Here is a 13,176-nt window from a genome sequence, read left to right on the forward strand (position 1 = left end):
ACTGTCAATTATGAATGTTAAAAGCCTCACAGTGATGAGGCTTTTTTTGTATCTGGAGTTGCAAATAAATTGTAAATTTGTATTATCTCGTGACTAAAAGTGCAAATAAGAATAATTAGCACTACGAATATAACAAATAAATTGCTCAACAAGGATGCTTCAGATGAATGCAAAAACAGTATTAGTCCAATCTATTGCTGCTTCACTCCTCATTGCCAGTGGTACTACCGTTGCTGCTCAAGTAACAAAACAACAAGTTGTTGAACATTATGCAGATGTGGCTCACGCCGTATTTGCTGACTCACTGACGACGGCAAAAACGTTGGAAGTGAAAATCGATGAATTTTTAAAAGCACCATCTGAGGCAAAGCTTGAAGACGTTAAGCAAGCTTGGCTAGAGTCCCGCGTGCCATACCAACAGTCTGAAGTTTTCCGTTTTGGCAACGCAGTAGTCGACGATTGGGAAGGTCAACTTAATGCCTGGCCACTTGACGAAGGTCTTATCGATTATGTAGCTGCTGACTACCAATATGAGCTTGGTAACGAAGGTGCAGCGGCAAATATCATTGCCAACACAAGCCTAACGATCGGCCCGTCTAAGCTTGACGTGGCAAAAATCACTCCAGAATTACTTGCTAGCTTGAACGAAGTAGGTGGCTCAGAAGCAAACGTAGCAACGGGTTATCACGCGATCGAATTTCTTCTATGGGGACAAGATCTGAACGGCACAAATGCAGGTGCAGGTCAGCGTGCGTACACGGACTTTGTTGTTGGTTCTGGTTGTACAAATGGTCACTGCGATCGTCGTGGTGAGTACTTAAAAGCCGCGGCCGATCTACTTGTTCAAGATCTTGAATGGATGGAAAAACAGTGGTCTGCTGATGAAAAAGGCAACTACCGTCAAGAGCTACTCACAGGTTCAGCAGAGAATGGTTTACGTAAAATGCTGTTTGGTATGGGCTCTTTGTCTTTAGGTGAGTTAGCCGGTGAGCGTATGAAAGTTGCGCTAGAAGCGAACTCTACGGAAGACGAACACGATTGCTTCTCGGATAACACGCACAACTCACATTACTACAACGAGCAAGGTATCTACAACGTTTATACGGGTACGTACAGCCGCCAAGATGGCACGGTCCTTACTGGTCCAAGTATCGCAAACCTAGTTGCTCAGGAAGATAAGAAAGCCGCTGAAGAAATCCAGAAGCAATTTGACGTAACACGCAGTCAAGTTGGCGAGTTGGTGACTTCTGCTGAAAAACACAATCAGCATTTCGACCAACTTATTGCCGCGGGTAATGCTCAAGGCAATGCTCTGGTTAACGACACCATCATGGCGTTGGTTGCACAAACAGGTGCTATTGAGCGCGCAGCGGGTATTGTCGGCATCGATAGCCTAAGCCCAGACACCGCAGACCACGAGTTTTAAGAACACATAATAATAAACAAGGGCTCATCGTGAGCCCTTTTGCCGTTAGAGCTCGTTGTTATCCATTCATATAAGAGCAGTGATATGAAGCCATACCTACTTTCCGCCTTTGCCGCGATCCTTTCGACTTCTGCCATGGCTTACGATGTTAAGTCTGGTGGCAACACCAGTGTCAAAAAAGACGGTGCTAATGCCTATTCATTACCCGCGACGAACTTACCAATGAGTAAGCGACTTGATTTTAGTGTGGGCAATAGTTTTTTCCGTAACCCATGGGTGCAAGCGCCAGCGACTACAGATGCAAGAGACGGCCTTGGCCCGCTTTTCAACACCAATGGTTGTCAGAATTGCCACATAAAAGATGGCCGTGGGCATCCTCCTGAAAAAGACGACATTCATGCCGTGTCTATGTTGGTGCGTTTGAGTATCCCGGCGATGACGCTAGAGCAGAAGAAAGCTTACATCATGGATGGCGGTATTCCGGAGCCTACGTATGGTGGGCAACTGCAAGATTTTGCTCTGCAAGACCAAACACCGGAGGGCAAAATTGCTATTACTTATACGGACGTTCCCGTTGAGTTTAAAGATGGCAAAAAAGTGACGTTGAGAAAGCCTACGCTGAAAATTACCGATTTAGGTTATGGGGACATGCACCCTGATACGCAGTTTTCTGCTCGTGTCGCGCCACCTATGATTGGTTTAGGTTTGCTAGAAAGTATTCCTGATGAAACGTTGCTTAAGTGGGCAGACGAAAATGACCGTGATAGCGATGGCATCTCAGGCAAGGTGAATAAAGTTTGGGACATCGAAAAAGGAGACTTTTCGATTGGCCGTTTTGGATGGAAAGCAGGACAACCAACGTTGATGCAGCAAAATGCGGCCGCGTTTAATGGTGATGTTGGTCTAACAAGTCACTTGTTCCCGAATGAAAACTGCACGGCGAAGCAATCCCTTTGTGAGGAGTTGCCAAATGGCGGCAAGCCAGAAGTAAGCCAAAACATACTCGACTTCGTAGAGTTTTACAGCCAACACTTAGCCGTGCCGATTCGTCGAAATGTGAATGATCCTGATGTTCAGCTGGGCCAAAAGATCTTTGCTGCTTCGGGGTGCGAAAGCTGCCATAAAACCAGTGTAAAAACGACAAAACGAGCAGACCGGCCTGCGCTGTCAGAGCAACTTATCCACCCGTATACCGATCTGCTGTTACATGACATGGGAGAGGGCCTTGCTGATCATCGACCTGAATATCTTGCCAATGGCCGTGAATGGCGTACGCCACCACTTTGGGGGATTGGTTACACAGAAGAAGTGAACGGTCACACGTATTTCTTACATGATGGTCGAGCTCGTAACTTGATGGAAGCGGTGCTTTGGCATGGTGGTGAAGCGGAACAAGCGAAACAAAACGTGTTATCGCTGAACCAAAAAGAACGTGACGCATTGATCGCGTTTCTGAACTCTCTGTAAGGATGCAACCATGAAGAAAACAACATTAATGAGCGTTGTTGTTGCGACGCTAAGCTTAGTTGGTTGCCAATCGACAACGGGCTCGTCGGATGCACAACCAGAGCAAACTAGCCATATTTCTCAAGCTGTTTACGAAGTGGAGTTTCATGCCGCACAGTCATTTTTAAGCCAAGCTTCGCAGTTAGAGCAGAGCTTTGCTAATTTTTGTTCGGCGCCGAAAAATGACGTGGAATCAGTACAACAACAATGGCACAGCACCATGTTGGTTTGGATGGCGCTTCAAGGACAGGAACGTGGCCCCGCGACCGCGCTGGAGCAAAGCTGGAACGTACAATTCTGGCCCGATAAAAAAAATACCACCGGGCGTAAAATGTCGGCGCTGACTAAAGCCGATAAAGTTTGGACAGTGGAAGAGATCTCGACACAAAGCGTGACTGTGCAAGGTTTAGGGGCGTTGGAATGGTTACTTTATGATGATGCATCCACGCTTAATACCAATAGCAATGTATGTGCCTCAGGTGTTGCTATTGCCGAAAACTTGCACGATAAAGCACAGATCATCGCTAATTCTTGGGCTCAAAACCCGTGGAAGTCTTTGCAAAAGACAGAGTGGGAATCGGAGTACATTTCGCTGCTTTCTAACCAGCTAGAATACAGCATGAAAAAGCTCAGCCGTCCGCTAGCCAAGATAGGGCATCCTCGTCCTTACTTCTCGGAGTCTTGGCGCTCAGAAACCTCGCTCTCTAACTTAAAAGCTAACTTAGAAAGCTTGCATCAGTTGTATTTTGCGAACGGTAAAGGTTTAGATGCGCTGTTAAGGGCGCAAGGTAAAACGCAATTGGCGGATCGCGTCGCGTATCAGTTTGACATGGCTTTAGAGACTTGGCCTGAAGATAAAAGCCTGTTCTCTGCACTACAAAGTGTGGACGGATATCGTTTGGTTCTCGCGCAATACAACAAGCTAGAACAACTTAAATACCTCATCCATGAAGAGGTGGCTATCGAGCTTGGTGTCGTTATAGGGTTTAATGCAACCGATGGTGACTGATCAAACCCGCCGAACGCTTCTAAAAGCGGCACTATTTGGAGCGGCAACTCCCGTGTTGCCGTTTGGTTGTGCGGCGACAACAAAGCGAGAGCCCGCATTGATTGGTTGTTCCATTGTCGGGCGAGATAAGTTTGCTGCCGTGGTGGCTGATGAACATGGTATGCCTATTTCGACGTTACCTATCCCTGAACGTGGACATGGCGTGGCGACCAATCAGCATGGCCACGCGGTTGTTTTTGGTCGACGTCCTGGCACTTTCTTTATGGTGTTCGACTATCGAACAGAACAAATGCTCAAGTTGGAACTGGCAAAACCGGAGCGCCATTTTTACGGCCACGGCGTTTATTCTCACGATGGTCTTTATCTCTTCGCCACGGAAGGCGAAAGAGGCACTAGCCGAGGTATCATCGGTGTTTACGATGTTAAAAACCAATACCGAAAAATCGCTGAGTTATCGGGATTCGGCATTGGGCCTCATGAAGTGATCATGATGCCCGATGGCACGTTAGCGATTGGTGTGGGTGGGGTGCATACTAATGGTCGTGAGCCTTTGAATTTGGACAGCATGACGCCAAGCTTGAGCTACCTTTCGCAAAACGGCGAGTTGCTTGATCAAGTTGCGTTGTCGGATCATAAGCTGAGCATTCGTCATCTTGCGCATGATGGTTCAGAAACGGTGTTGTGCGGCCAGCAATATCGCGGAGAACCTGACGAATATCCTGCTTTGCTCGCCATGCATACGCGTGGAGGAGAGATGCAAACACTGCAAGCAGAGCCTGAAGAATGGGCACGCTTTAATCACTATATAGCCAGTATTGCTGCAACCAATGATTGGATTTTAGCAACATCACCTCCGGGCAGTTGTTATGGCATTTGGTCTAAAGAAACGAGCAAGCTGGTGGAGCTGAATGCACTGCCAGATGCGTCTGGTGTGGTGATTTACGGCGATGAGTTTCGCGTCAGTTCTGGAGCGGGAAAAGTCGTTGAACAAAGACCTTCGCAATTCAAAAACGCATACTCAAGCGGTGTTCAATGGGACAATCATTGGTCACGAATTATTTAAAAAGTTCAATAAATAATCTCTTATTGAGAGATTTGTTGTCGATTTCGTCACCAGATTCTTAATTTTAAACCTGCAAGCTGTGAGATATTTGCCATACTTTTTTTATGGCAAGTAGCGCAAGGATCGTTTCAGTGTTTGCTAGGGTTTTAATAATGACGGCACTTATGGTGCCGTTTTGCAGCTTTTCTACCGTGGTTTCTCTCGATGCTTCTGCCCAAACGGAGCAAGAAGGGGCCGTAGAGCAGTTGTCTGTCGAAAAAATGATCCATTATCCAACGGTGATTGATCAACTTTATCAAAGTACGAATTACCGTTTGAATTGGGAAAATGAGAGCGATGTTGAACAGTTCATTTTTCAGATGAAGCTGGTCGCGCTTGCTGACGTTTCTAAAGAGTTTGACAACCAACTGCATCGTATTAACCAAGTAAGATGGAAAGGAGACAACCTTGACTTCGATTTGGTGATGACCGATTCCCTCCTTATGTACCTCAGCTATCTTGAGCAGGTTCCTCAAGAAGGCGTTAACTGGTTGTTTGCAAATAAAGCCCATGTGAGCTTTCCTGCGCCTAGTGTGGATACGCTATCGGTACTGAGCAATGAGATCACGGTAGGGAAGTTGGATCAGTTTTTAGCCAGCTTGCGCTCGCCTTTGCAGATGGATGCCTCATTTAATACGGTATTTGCTTCGCTTTCTGAATTCTCGCAATATCAATATCCTTTCTATGAGCAAAAAGGTCTGTTGCGCGTCGGTGATCCGATAGAAAACAAATCAACCCTTGTTGAACGCATGGCGATCGTCGGAGTGGATGTCAGTTACATCGATTCAGAAATACCGCAATACGATGAAAATTTGGAGCTGGCGGTGAAAGAGTTCCAGCGTATTCATGGCTTGAACCAAGATGGCGTAATTGGTCCGAACACCATTCGTTGGATCAACTTCTCTCCTCAACAACGTTTGCACTTGCTGGCATTGAATGCTGAGCGTTCTCGTATTTGGGCGAAAGAACGAGACAATGTCGTGTTTGTGAACGTGCCGGGTTATGAAGTTACGTACTGGCATGATGGTCAGCCACTGTTTGAATCAAAAGTTGTGGTTGGTCGAGCTTCAAGAAAAACCCCAATCATGACTGGAACGCTAGATTCGGTGATCTTAAATCCTACTTGGAATGTGCCTTGGAAAATCATGGTGAAAGACATTATTCCAAAAGTGAAACGCAATCCGATGTATTTAATGGAACATAACATTCAAATCATCCGTTCTTGGACGTCGCGCGAAATCATCGATCCAACCACGATCAACTGGGCAACAGTTAATCCAAGAACCTTCCCGTACCGCATGCGTCAGGCTTCTGGTTCGCACAATGCGTTGGGTTTGTACAAATTCAACATGCCGAACCCACAAGCCATATATCTACACGACACGCCGAGTAAAAACTTGTTCCAACAAGATAGAAGGGCGTTTAGCTCGGGTTGTGTTCGAGTAGAAAACGCCGATCAACTTGCAGAGCTTCTGTTCAAAACTCAAGGTTTGGAAGAGCGTTTAGAGAAAAAGCGGGAAAGCGCTCGTTCATCAACGACTTCGGTGCCACTAGGGGAGCGTATTCCGGTACACATCATCTACCAAACAGCTTGGTTGGAAGAAGGTACGCTGTATTACCGAGATGACATCTACAAATACGACCATCAAGGCTAAGCCTGCCATGGCTCGTAAATTTAAGAAAATTTACAATTCTAAAAAATCGTTTTCTGTTCAATAAGTAAACAAAAAATTCAGCGCGACTTCGATATTCCGGACCAATTTATGCATTTGACGAGATAAATTGGTTTCGGTATCGTCCGCTTTCTTTGTTTAGTAATTGAGCAGTGTTTTTGTTTATGGTAAGTCGTAATTTTTCTCGCCGTGATTTCCTTAAAATGACCGCTGGTGGTGTCGTACTGGCGTCTGCAATGCCTACACTTTCATGGGCTTCACTTCCGGATGAACCACGCGTGTTAGCCATGAATAACTTGAATACGGGTGAGCTTCTCGAGACGTGCTACTTCGATGGGAATCGCTACGTCGGCAAAGAATTGCAGCGTTTGAATGAGTTCTGCCGTGATCATCGCCGTAATGAAGTGCATCCAATGGATAAACGTCTGTTCGATCAAATCAGCCAAATTCAAAAGCTCATCGGTACTGAATCCGAAGTTATCGTGATTTCTGGCTACCGTTCTCCAGTGACCAATGCGTCCCTGCGCAGCGGTTCTACTGGTGTTGCTAAGAAGAGTCTACACATGGAAGGGAAGGCGATTGATTTTCGTCTCGATGGTGTAAAGCTGTCTACGGTACGCGATGCGGCAATCAGTTTGAAGGCTGGTGGTGTTGGATACTATCCGGGCAGTAACTTTGTCCACATTGATACCGGTGCAGTGCGCAGTTGGTAAGCCTATTTTAGGGCTGGTGTAAGTCTTGAAGTCGCCTAGGGTTAGTGTCATAGTTGCGGCAGTTTTAACGCAAATTTATTCGGTAATAGGTTATCTATGGCTCTGAAATACCAAGTTGTCCCAGTGACTTCTTTTTCTCAAAACTGTTCTATCGTTTGGTGTGACGAAACGATGAAAGGCATCGTTGTTGACCCTGGCGGTGACGAAAAACAGCTTGCAATGCTCATCAAAGAGCTGGGTGTTGATGTGGTGAAATTGGTATTGACCCATGGTCACTTAGATCACGTTGGCGGTACTGAGCCATTATCAGCGCTGTTAGGCGGAACAGAAATCGTTGGTCCGCACAAAGCGGATAACTTCTGGCTACAAGGTTTGGAAGGGCAAAGCAAAATGTTCGGTTTCCCTCTAACTGAGGCATTTGAGCCGAATCAATGGTTGAATGAGGGTGACGTTGTCACTTTTGGTAATCAAAAGCTGAACGTTATCCATACGCCGGGCCATACACCAGGTCACGTAGTACTTTATAGTGAAGAAGCACGTTTAGCGTTTGTTGGTGATGTTCTGTTTAACGGTAGCATTGGTCGTACTGACTTCCCTCAAGGCGACTTCAATACGTTGATTAGTTCAATTAAAGAGAAACTTTGGCCTCTAGGTAACGATGTTACATTTGTACCGGGTCATGGTCCTCAATCTACCTTCGGTCACGAGCGCAAAACCAACCCGTTTGTTGCTGACGAGATGCCACTATACTAGCGCCTTGTCTGTACTCGTTACTATTCTGGCTCGGCGGCCGCTAAGTATCGCCGAGTCAGCCCTACAAATTCGTCGGCTTCCCTGTCTAAATCACTGGCAGAAATAAACACATCATAGCCGTAAAATTTTCTTTGATACTTCATTCTATTCGCCAGCATGGCTTGCAAACCGTCGTATTGTTTTCCCGCTTTGCTAGTGTACGGTTGTGGGTCGAGCACCATATCTTCAAATTTCTCTTCACAATGGTTCTGCCTTGCGCCCAAATACAACAAAGCGCGTTGGCTAAGTAAAATCTCCGTCGCGATACGCGGGCAAATTGCATCAAGATAAGGGGAGTAGTGTTTCAAGCGGATGCCTATCCACGGGAGCGGTTGATGCCAACCGTCTTGTTGATAACTGCATATACCAATGGACTCAATATTTCGCCAACGGACAACCCAACCGCCTTTAAACAGGTGTTGCTGAAAGTGCGAGGCGGTCAATGTGAAAGTGACTTGGCTTTTCTTAATCATCAAGACGGCGAAACCGACGATGATTGCCATCAAAATGACGGAAAGCATTGCTTGTTTCCAACCCGGAGAAATCACGACAAGAAATAGCGTAATGAGCGCTACGAGCAACAAAATCAATCTGTTGATTGGCGAATCAGACTTGAAGTGTGAATTTGTTAGATGCAGCGTTTCCATGCTCATACCTCAATGAATACTCTAAATAAAATCGAGATTTCTTGATATGCAGCTTGATGCTTTTAATCAAAACGAAACCTCTGTTTTTATACCCAGTATTCAATAAATCCGTTCACAAATGATCTGTTTAAATAGTAGACGTTCTAAGCTTTGAGCGCATTTTTCGTAGCGTTTCGCCGCTAAAACCTACAAATCGATTGTAAATTTTGGTATAAAACGCGCTTCAAATTTTCATCCCTGCTGAGATGCAGTGAACTGGAGAAATATTCAATGAGACTTGCTCATAAGCGTAAAGTGCAGATGAAACTGCAAAAACGCATTAAAGCGACAGTAGCAAACCTAGCTGCAGCACCAAAAACAGCAAAGCCTGTTGCGGAAAAAGCAGCAGTAAAACCTGTTGTGGAGAAAGCAGTAGCTGAGAAGAAAGTAGCTGCAGCGAAAACTGTTGATGTTGCACTTACTCCTAAGCAACAACAAGTACTAGACATCGTTGTAGCGAATGCTGAAGGTATCAACCCTAAAGGCATCGGTTTAGCAGCGGGTCAAGAAGACGCTAAAGCAGCATCATGGGCTACTGGCGCACTGAAGAAGCTTCTTGAAGAAAACCTAGTTCAAAAAGAGCAGTTGGCAGGTAACAAAGTTATCTACAAAGCAGTTTAATTACCGCTATTTTTCTGTTTTTATGCAATACCTCGGTGATCGCCGGGGTATTTTTTTGCCCTAATTTCTTACTTTCCTTTCTAAACAAGCGTGTATTTTAGCGATACAAAAATGGCGTTTGTCACATTTTTTTAAATACTGTGTAAATTTTTTGGCAAGTTAATACGTAAGTAGCTTTCTAAATAATGCCTTTCATGCCTGATTCATAACTTAATGATTTAAGGCGTTATAAAATTACCACCATCTAATCTCCTACGTATAAATACGTAATACTAAGGGCTAATCAGGTTATTGATACTAAGATAACTTGCGTGTTCACGCCCATTTCGAATTAGACAACATTGTTACATCTTTATACCCAAGTTACTTCAAGCGTCGCTACTCGGCTCGTGTTTTGACATGAGAATGGTGCTAGTCAGCTTGTCGTACTTCAAATCCGCATGAAATGGATGACAACAATAACCTTGGTGACAAAGGACGTGAACGATGAGTCTTATCCAAAAATCTTTGAAACGAGTGCTCAAAATGACTGCCGTAGTGGCAGCGATGACATTCGTGGCAACTTCTGCAAATGCTGCTGAAAAAGTATATCGCCTAAAGCTGGCTGAAACGTGGGGGCCTAACTTCCCAATCTTTGGCGACACGACGAAAAATATGGCGAAAATGGCAGAGGAAATGTCAAACGGCCGTCTACAAATTCGTATCGACTCTGCGAACAAACACAAAGCACCATTTGGCGTATTTGACATGGTGAAATCCGGCCAATACGACATGGGACACTCTGCGTCTTATTACTGGAAAGGCAAAGTGCCAAACACGCTTTACTTCACTTCTATGCCTTTCGGAATGTTGCCGACAGAACAATACGCATGGTTCTACTACGGTGGCGGGATGGAGTTGATGGAAAAGGTTTACTCTCCGCACAACTTGATGTCTTTCCCTGGTGGTAATACCGATGTCCAGATGGGTGGCTGGTTCCAAAAAGAAATTAAGTCGGTCGATGACCTACAAGGGTTGAAGATGCGTATTCCGGGTTTTGCGGGTGAAATCTTGGCAGAATTAGGCGCGAAGCCAACCAATATCGCACCGGGTGAGCTTTATACCTCTCTTGAGCGTCGCACTATCGATGCGTTGGAGTGGGTAGGTCCGTCTTTGGACTTACGTATGGGCTTTCACAAAATTGCGCCTTACTACTACACCGGTTGGCATGAGCCTGCGACTGAGCTTCAGTTCCTCGTCAATAAGCGAACTTGGGAGCGTCTACCGGATGATCTGAAAGCAATTCTCCAAGTCGCGATGAAAACCGCTGCGTACGACATGTACACACAATCGAAGCATGAAAGCGGCAAAAACTGGGCATCTATTCAGTCTGAGTACCCAAATGTGGAAGTAAAAGATTTCCCACCTGAGGTGATGGACGCGCTGCGTGCTGCCAATGACAAGCTGCTTAAACAGCATGCTGAGGAAGATGCGTTGGCAAAAGAGATTCAAGAATCTCAAGCGAACTACATTAAGCAAGTTCGTCCATGGTCGAACATCTCGCACCGAGCGTACTTGAATAGCCAAGCGCAATAAAAACTCGGTCTGGCCAAATCGTATGATTTGGCCGACGAGGAAGCCCAAGAAAAATTTCAAATAAAAATCATAAAAACGCTCCGTAGATACTGCGGAGCCAACCCACACGTTCCATGGAGTTCGGAATGAGAAGCCTTATCTATATTGAGCGAATCTTCAACCGCTTTGGTGATTTTCTGGGGTGGTTATCCAGCATCCTCTTCATTTTGTTGTTGTTGAACGTGGTGTATGACGTTGTGATGCGTTACGTGTTTAACGACGTGTCTATCGCGTTTCAAGAAATGGAGTGGCACTTATTCTCTGCTGTCTTTTTGCTTGGCGTGCCTTATGCCATCAAATCCGGCGGTCACGTTCGAGTCGACATTTTTTATGAGCGACTGTCATATAAAGCGCAATCCATCATCGACATCATCGGCACCCTGTTTTTCCTCTTTCCTTTTTGTTTGCTGGTCGCATGGTTTGGTATTGATTTCGCGAAAGAGAGTTATGCCTTGGGCGAGACGTCTGGTGACCCAGGTGGTTTGCCGTATCGATGGATAATCAAAGGCATGATCCCGGTTTCTTTCTTATTTATGGCGGTGAGTGGCGTTGGTTTGCTGCTGCACTCAGTCAATAAAATCGTTAACCCTCATCTTATCTATGCCGGTAGCAACGGTAAGTCGTAAAAGGAAGTCATTATGATCGGTATAGTGATGTTTTTTGTGGCGCTCTTTGCGCTACTGCTCGGGTTTCCCGTCGCGTTCACATTCGGCGGTATTGCTCTTATTTTTGGTGTTTGGGCAGAGGGCATGGACATGTTTGCCTTCATGCCATATCGAATTCAATCCATCATGGAAAACACGGTGCTGATGGCTGTACCGCTGTTTGTTTTCATGGGGCTCGTGCTGCAAAAAACGAAGCTAGCAGAGCAGCTGCTGGAATCGATGGGGCGTCTGTTTGGTGGCGTCCGTGGCGGCATCGCAATTTCGACGGTGCTGGTGGGCGCGCTACTTGCGGCATCGACTGGCGTAGTGGGGGCATCTGTGGTGGCCATGGGGTTGATCTCGCTGCCTGTGATGCTCAAATACAACTATGACAAAGGCCTCGCGTGCGGAACCATTTGTGCTTCAGGTACGTTGGGGCAAATTATTCCTCCTTCCATCGTACTCATTTTGCTCGGCGATGTGCTTGGCGTGCCAGTGGGAGATTTGTTCCAAGCGGCCGTGTGGCCGGGTATCGCGCTAGTGGGTGCATACGTTGTTTACATCCTTATTTACGCCAAGCTTAACCCTGAAGCAGCGCAGCCGATTGAACGCGATGAGTCACTCAGCCGCAGGGAAGAAGTGGTCAAGGCGTTGAAAGCTGTATTACCACCATTGGCGTTGATCATTGTTGTGTTAGGCTCCATCTTTGCCGGTGTTGCAACGCCAACGGAATCGGCAGCACTGGGAGGGGCTGGGGCGATTGTTCTCGCCGTACTGTACAAGCAATTTAGTTGGTCAATGGTCTACGATGCGTCGAAAGAGACGGTTAAAGTGACCGCGATGGTGTTCGCGATTTTGCTGGGTGCGACGGCGTTCTCGATGGCGTTTACGTATACAGGCGGTGACTATCTGGTCGAAGAATGGATGTTGCAGATCCCGGGTGAGAAGTGGGGCTTCTTGATCATTACGATGATTGTGATTTTGATTCTGGGCTTCTTTATCGACTTCGTTGAAATCTGTTTCATCATCGTTCCTATTATCGCACCGGTTGCTGAGCTGCTCGGCATCAACATGACATGGTTTGCTATTCTCATCGCGATGAACTTACAAACCTCCTTCTTAACACCGCCATTTGGCTTCAGCTTGTTCTATTTGAAAGGGGTTGCGCCTGCAGGCGTGACTACACGGGATATTTATCGTGGCGTGATGCCATTCATTGCGATTCAAATTCTCGTCCTTGCCTCCTTACTGTTTTTCCCAAGTTTCTACGGCATGGGTTAATGGGTAAGGAATAAAAGAGATTTTGTGAGCTGAGAGTCTTCACCTTTTGAGACAAGTTGTTAAGCTGCTCTTGGGGCATATTGACCCTTTGGGCAGCGTTTCATGGAGG

At 46.1% G+C, this 13,176-nt stretch carries 12 protein-coding genes; 11 read left to right on the forward strand and 1 reads right to left on the reverse strand.

Annotated elements, in window-relative coordinates:
- Window positions 1–163: 163 nt before the first annotated feature.
- The 7 genes from ACYJZR_RS05950 to ACYJZR_RS05980 all read left to right on the forward strand — a co-directional run bounded on the left by ACYJZR_RS05950 (window position 164) and on the right by ACYJZR_RS05980 (window position 8,182).
- Window positions 164–1,426, forward strand: coding sequence for an imelysin family protein (locus ACYJZR_RS05950; RefSeq protein WP_005494743.1), 1,263 nt, complete (start codon window positions 164–166; stop codon window positions 1,424–1,426).
- A gap of 84 nt (window positions 1,427–1,510) precedes the next feature.
- Complete coding sequence (locus ACYJZR_RS05955) at window positions 1,511–2,893, forward strand: di-heme oxidoreductase family protein (RefSeq protein ID WP_045545768.1); 1,383 nt, start codon at window positions 1,511–1,513, stop codon at window positions 2,891–2,893.
- Window positions 2,894–2,903: 10 nt separating this feature from the next.
- Window positions 2,904–3,941: an imelysin family protein gene (locus ACYJZR_RS05960; RefSeq protein WP_406965855.1), complete on the forward strand. Its 1,038-nt coding sequence runs from the start codon at window positions 2,904–2,906 to the stop codon at window positions 3,939–3,941.
- Entirely contained in the window at window positions 3,922–5,004 is a 1,083-nt protein-coding gene (locus tag ACYJZR_RS05965) for a DUF1513 domain-containing protein (RefSeq protein WP_406965853.1), read from the forward strand. The genes ACYJZR_RS05960 and ACYJZR_RS05965 overlap by 20 nt, the downstream gene beginning before the upstream one ends.
- A gap of 131 nt (window positions 5,005–5,135) precedes the next feature.
- Complete coding sequence (locus ACYJZR_RS05970) at window positions 5,136–6,698, forward strand: L,D-transpeptidase family protein (RefSeq protein WP_456341217.1); 1,563 nt, start codon at window positions 5,136–5,138, stop codon at window positions 6,696–6,698.
- A 182-nt stretch (window positions 6,699–6,880) separates the two neighbouring features.
- Entirely contained in the window at window positions 6,881–7,429 is a 549-nt protein-coding gene (locus ACYJZR_RS05975) for a DUF882 domain-containing protein (protein WP_005457820.1), read from the forward strand.
- A 96-nt stretch (window positions 7,430–7,525) separates the two neighbouring features.
- Window positions 7,526–8,182, forward strand: coding sequence for an MBL fold metallo-hydrolase (locus ACYJZR_RS05980; RefSeq protein WP_005457830.1), 657 nt, complete (start codon window positions 7,526–7,528; stop codon window positions 8,180–8,182).
- A gap of 20 nt (window positions 8,183–8,202) precedes the next feature.
- On the opposite strand, the gene ACYJZR_RS05985 is transcribed toward ACYJZR_RS05980, so the two are convergent.
- Window positions 8,203–8,868 carry a DUF2982 domain-containing protein gene (locus ACYJZR_RS05985; RefSeq protein WP_005494755.1) on the reverse strand — a complete coding sequence of 222 codons (666 nt, stop codon included), beginning with the start codon at window positions 8,866–8,868 and terminating at the stop codon, window positions 8,203–8,205.
- A gap of 270 nt (window positions 8,869–9,138) precedes the next feature.
- Here ACYJZR_RS05985 and ACYJZR_RS05990 point away from each other — a divergent pair, with 270 nt between their 5' ends.
- The 4 genes from ACYJZR_RS05990 to ACYJZR_RS06005 all read left to right on the forward strand — a co-directional run bounded on the left by ACYJZR_RS05990 (window position 9,139) and on the right by ACYJZR_RS06005 (window position 13,067).
- Entirely contained in the window at window positions 9,139–9,528 is a 390-nt protein-coding gene (locus ACYJZR_RS05990; RefSeq protein ID WP_005490722.1) for a hypothetical protein, read from the forward strand.
- 486 nt (window positions 9,529–10,014) lie between these two features.
- A complete protein-coding gene (locus tag ACYJZR_RS05995; RefSeq protein WP_005494757.1) occupies window positions 10,015–11,103 on the forward strand; it encodes a TRAP transporter substrate-binding protein in 1,089 nt (362 codons plus the stop codon).
- Window positions 11,104–11,228: 125 nt separating this feature from the next.
- Window positions 11,229–11,768, forward strand: coding sequence for a TRAP transporter small permease subunit (locus ACYJZR_RS06000; protein ID WP_020838784.1), 540 nt, complete (start codon window positions 11,229–11,231; stop codon window positions 11,766–11,768).
- 12 nt (window positions 11,769–11,780) lie between these two features.
- Entirely contained in the window at window positions 11,781–13,067 is a 1,287-nt protein-coding gene (locus tag ACYJZR_RS06005; protein ID WP_015296950.1) for a TRAP transporter large permease, read from the forward strand.
- Window positions 13,068–13,176 lie beyond the last annotated feature (109 nt).

Source organism: Vibrio sp. RC2502, from assembly GCF_054850435.1.

Excerpts from the sequence above, each read along its gene's own strand:
- ACYJZR_RS05965 (WP_406965853.1), top strand. The coding sequence starts at position 3,922 with ATGCAACCGATGGTGACTGATCAAACCCGCCGAACGCTTCTAAAAGCG.
- ACYJZR_RS05960 (WP_406965855.1), top strand. The coding sequence starts at position 2,904 with ATGAAGAAAACAACATTAATGAGCGTTGTTGTTGCGACGCTAAGCTTA.
- ACYJZR_RS06000 (WP_020838784.1), top strand. The coding sequence starts at position 11,229 with ATGAGAAGCCTTATCTATATTGAGCGAATCTTCAACCGCTTTGGTGAT.
- ACYJZR_RS05955 (WP_045545768.1), top strand. The coding sequence starts at position 1,511 with ATGAAGCCATACCTACTTTCCGCCTTTGCCGCGATCCTTTCGACTTCT.
- ACYJZR_RS05980 (WP_005457830.1), top strand. The coding sequence starts at position 7,526 with ATGGCTCTGAAATACCAAGTTGTCCCAGTGACTTCTTTTTCTCAAAAC.
- ACYJZR_RS05995 (WP_005494757.1), top strand. The coding sequence starts at position 10,015 with ATGAGTCTTATCCAAAAATCTTTGAAACGAGTGCTCAAAATGACTGCC.
- ACYJZR_RS05975 (WP_005457820.1), top strand. The coding sequence starts at position 6,881 with ATGGTAAGTCGTAATTTTTCTCGCCGTGATTTCCTTAAAATGACCGCT.
- ACYJZR_RS06005 (WP_015296950.1), top strand. The coding sequence starts at position 11,781 with ATGATCGGTATAGTGATGTTTTTTGTGGCGCTCTTTGCGCTACTGCTC.
- ACYJZR_RS05990 (WP_005490722.1), top strand. The coding sequence starts at position 9,139 with ATGAGACTTGCTCATAAGCGTAAAGTGCAGATGAAACTGCAAAAACGC.
- ACYJZR_RS05985 (WP_005494755.1), bottom strand. The coding sequence starts at position 8,868 with ATGGAAACGCTGCATCTAACAAATTCACACTTCAAGTCTGATTCGCCA.
- ACYJZR_RS05950 (WP_005494743.1), top strand. The coding sequence starts at position 164 with ATGAATGCAAAAACAGTATTAGTCCAATCTATTGCTGCTTCACTCCTC.